We start from the raw sequence: 3633 nt of genomic DNA, 5'->3' as shown, positions 1-3633 counted from the left end.
GATACAATAATGGCTGATTTTGATTTTAATGCACCTTATGTAGATCGTAGAACTTGGATCATTGATCATCTACAAGATTTAATTCTAGAACCAAAAGAGATATTAGTCGTATTGTTGATTGATTTTTTCAACCAGCAGCATATTTCAATTGATCACGAATTGATTAGTGAAAAACTAAAGATTAGTGTGGATGAAGTGGAAGATATCTTTACCGAATTATCAGATAAAGGGTATTTGTCTTTAGATTATGCGGATGGATCTTTGATTTTTAATATTGAAGGAATCTTTGAACTTTCAAAAGCGAGTGATACTTCCATTGATCGTTCTTTATTAGAACAATTTGAGATGGAGTTTGCACATCCACTATCTTCAACCCAAATGCAAAGAATTATTGATATGGCAAGTATGTATGATGAACGTCGTGTGATTTGTGCATTAAATGAAGCTGTATGTAATGAGGCTTGTGATTTAAATTATATTGAAAGAATTCTACAGAATTGGCAACAAAAAGGTTTGTCAACTGAGGATATAGAGAATGGTAAGCGATGAATGCGAATGAAATTTTGGATGAAATGGAAAAGATCTTTCCGAATGCCAAGTGTGAATTGTATCATGAATCTGCATTTCAATTGATTGTTGCGGTTGTACTTAGTGCACAAACAACGGATGCGATGGTGAATAAAGTAACGCCTGCATTATTCAAGGCGTATCCTACGGCAGAAAAGATGGCAGAAGCTACAGTTTCTGAATTAGAGCCATACATTAAAAGAATTGGTTTGTATCGTAATAAGGCTCGCTCCATTTCAAATCTAAGTAAAGATTTAGTTGAAAGATATCATGGCCAAGTACCCTATACATATAAGGATTTAATGTCTTTAGCAGGTGTTGGAAGAAAGACAGCGAATGTCGTTCGTAGTGTAGCTTTCGATATTCCTAGCTTTGCGGTAGATACCCATGTCAATCGTGTCAGTAAGCGTTTGGGTTTAGCTAAATATAATGATTCGGTTGAAAAGGTTGAGGAAAAACTAAAACGAAAAATCGATCGTTCAAGATGGAATCAAGGCCATCATGACTTTATATTTTTTGGTCGCTATCTTTGTCATTCAAGAAATCCAGAATGTGAAAGATGTCCTTTTAAAAGCTTTTGTAAGAAAGATAAATATGAGAAATAATAGCACTACACTTGTAGTGTTTTTCTTTTTGTATTGTGATAAAAGATAAAATAATAAAGTTGACAAATAGTTGGTAGAGCAACCGCAATGAATTACCGTATAATGATGGTGAAAAGGAGGAAATATGTATTATGAAGGCAACTGTATTTATAGCTTATATTTTTTTGTTGATGTATTTTGTAGTTGGTGTCGCATTTATATACTTATTCGTATTGCTTGTTAGGGCATTAAAGAAATATATTAAATCTGAACCTGTAAGAAAGGAAAAGGCTGAAAGTGCCAAATCACTTGGAGAAGTGATTAAAAGATATCGTACGCAACGCAAAATGACTCAAGAATTTGTGGCAGAGTCTTTAGGGGTTACAAGACAGGCTGTATCAAAATGGGAAAGTGGAGTTTCCCAAACAAAAGGATATTAAGAAATAACCGGTGTTTACCTGCTTGCAAAATTACTGATGTACAATAGAACAGCACTTCAAATACGGCATGGGATAAGAAATATTCTAACAGATAGCAGAAAGTGATGACAGCTTATTTTCCTAATGATATACTATATTAGTAAGTAACAAATATAGAAAGAGAGGACGACATATGATGAAAAAAGAACAGAAACAAGTAATGATTATTTGTATATTTTTGATTATTGGTTCTGTACTTGGCTATTTTGTAGCAGTTAATCAAATAAATCAACTTAGTGATCCTGAATACATTGTGTTTTGGTCTAATAATAATATGCCTGTTCCAGAGCCGTTAGGATATACAAAAAGTATTATTTCATTTGCATTACTATTTTCGGGAATACCGACGGGCTTGATTTTTTATAGGAACATATCAAAAAAATGGTTGACACCGATTGCACCTAAAATAATAATCGGAATCATTGCTTTTCCTATTTATACTTGTATTGGAATAATTAGTTCAATTCCTTTTATTATTTACGAAGTAATCTGTCTATTTAGAAATAGTAAAAGATAATAAATTATATTTTATTGTAATAAAGTCTTATCTCTCTCTTTTTTTATAAGAAAAAAAGATTAAAAATCTAATTATCCGCATAAACACAGAGACTATAAGCAATATAAACGAAAAAATAAGAGAATTTTACCACTAATTTACTACGATTGAAAGAACATTGATACGACAAAGAAAATAGCATAAAGAAAAGCAAAAATGGCATTTCATACAGGATATGAGATGTCTTTTTTGCTGATGTGATACAGCATAATTATACTTTTTCTGCTTGACTATCAATCATTTTTTAGAACATGAATTGTCAAGAGCTTGTTGCGTAAGCAATGCTTGCACTCTTGATAATGTATGTTCTAAAAATATGCTGATAGACAGCAGAAAAGTGATGATATTATATGTAGCAAATGATATAATGTTCATACAGTAAAAATTAGGAGTTGGTAACAATGGGAGTTATAGAAATATTTATACAAGTTATTCCATACTTAGCTGTGTTTGCTATCTTAGGATATATTGCAAAACTTCAACAAAATAGAGCAAAAAAGCGTGAGGAAGAACAGAAAAAGGGAATAATTAGAACGCATTATATAATAAAAACCGAAAAAATACTTACTATATTTTTTATTGTGGGAGGGTTTCTTTTTGGTGGAGCTACGGTGGCAAGTGCTATTCAACAAGATGATTTATTTCCGCCACTCGTTTTTAGTATTTTTTTTGCAATTTCTTTAATCGGTTCATTAAACATGATAATGTGGAAACTTGAAGTGAACGGAGATGAAATTACATGGCGTTCAACATTTGGGAAAAAAAGAACCTTTCAATTTGAAGATATTACATATTGTGAGAGAAAGAAAGGTTCTATGCGTGTATATGTAAATGGGGAAAAATTATTTACCATTGATAGCAATATTGACAAAAAAGAATTTATGGAGGACATAAAAAGGAGAAGAATACCTGTAAAATCTTATTGGGTAAATAAGCATAAATGACAAAGAGTTTATAAGTTTTAACTAATGCTATATCATTAGTTGTACAGACGGAGCGGACTAGACACGTTGGCAGGAAAATCTCTCAGATTTTTCTGCCATGTCTTGCAAGTGGCTGGTTCACTTCGTCTGCGAGCGAGCCTGTGGCGAGCGAAGATTAAGCCCCCGTTATCTAACAAGGGGGGCACAAAAAACAAGAGACAATATACATTAACAAGCGGAAAATGCTGTATTTACAAGGCGAAACCGCATTTTACATGGTGTGATATAAATTATGCCATTATCACTTGGGAAAATCGAATAAGACATAGGAAAGACAGTTGATTTCAAACGAGAAATTGATTGTCTTTTTCTTTTGCAGAAATTTAAGTATAAGCAATTATCAAATATGGTAGTTGCCTTTTTTGATTGGAGGAATTTAAAAATGAATGATAAAAACTTTATTGAAGAATTAAGACAAAAGCGTGAGGAATACGGAGTAACACAAACAAGGCTTGCTGTTGCCT

At 32.4% G+C, this 3633-nt stretch carries 5 protein-coding genes; all 5 read left to right on the top strand.

Annotated features, from left to right (window positions below):
• On the top strand, positions 1 to 549 hold a 549-nt coding region (locus EUBIFOR_RS02915), incomplete at its 5' end, for a DnaD domain-containing protein (RefSeq protein ID WP_003864418.1).
• Complete coding sequence (nth, locus tag EUBIFOR_RS02910; RefSeq protein ID WP_003864417.1) at positions 546 to 1172, top strand: endonuclease III; 627 nt, start codon at positions 546 to 548, stop codon at positions 1170 to 1172. The genes EUBIFOR_RS02915 and nth, both read left to right, overlap by 4 nt.
• A 131-nt stretch (positions 1173 to 1303) precedes the next feature.
• Positions 1304 to 1591, top strand: coding sequence for a helix-turn-helix domain-containing protein (locus EUBIFOR_RS02905; protein ID WP_003864416.1), 288 nt, complete (start codon positions 1304 to 1306; stop codon positions 1589 to 1591).
• Positions 1592 to 1763: 172 nt separating this feature from the next.
• Positions 1764 to 2147, top strand: a complete 384-nt coding sequence (locus tag EUBIFOR_RS02900; RefSeq protein WP_003864415.1) for a hypothetical protein — start codon at positions 1764 to 1766, stop codon at positions 2145 to 2147.
• Positions 2148 to 2587: 440 nt separating this feature from the next.
• A complete protein-coding gene (locus EUBIFOR_RS02895; protein WP_003864414.1) occupies positions 2588 to 3130 on the top strand; it encodes a DUF6560 family protein in 543 nt (180 codons plus the stop codon).
• The last annotated feature ends 503 nt before the right edge of the window (positions 3131 to 3633 follow it).

It is taken from the genome of Holdemanella biformis DSM 3989 (genome assembly GCF_000156655.1).
Taxonomy (GTDB): domain Bacteria; phylum Bacillota_I; class Bacilli_A; order Erysipelotrichales; family Erysipelotrichaceae; genus Holdemanella; species Holdemanella biformis.
The sequence above is the reverse complement of the archived record's forward strand: the minus strand, read 5'-3'. Positions and strand labels throughout refer to the sequence as shown.